The 407-nt window shown below is 40.8% G+C and carries 1 protein-coding gene; it reads left to right on the plus strand.

Translation table 11 applies throughout. The annotated features are described in order from the left end of the window. Positions 1 to 90 precede the first annotated feature (90 nt). Positions 91 to 407, plus strand: a 317-nt coding sequence (locus ACTHUT_RS22245) for a tetratricopeptide repeat protein (protein ID WP_440419983.1), incomplete at its 3' end; no start/stop codon positions are given.

Consider the following 407-nt stretch of genomic DNA (forward strand, 5'->3'; position numbering starts at 1 on the left):
TAGGTGTGGAGAAGAGACAGGTTTATGAAATGCCGTCTGAAAAAACTAGGATAAAACAGAAACAATAATTTGAAAGAAATGAATTGTAGAATGAATAAATTATTAAAAAAAATGATGGTAGCCCTGTTATCTTTGGGCTTGGTGCAGGCAGTGTGGGCTGATAATGTGCCGGATTTTAAGGAAACGTTTCAAGTTGCGAAGCAAGGAAATGCTAAAGCCCAATATAATTTGGGTGGGATGTACGACAATGGGCAAGGAGTTCGTAAGGACTATGCACAGGCAGTGCAGTGGTATCGCAAGGCGGCAGAACAAGTGTTTGCTAAAGCCCAATATAATTTGGGTGTGATGTATGAAAAAGGACAAAGTGTCCGCAAAGACTATGTTGAAGCGGTCAGATGGTATCGCAA

This window comes from Neisseria sp. P0022.S010 (genome assembly GCF_051956635.1).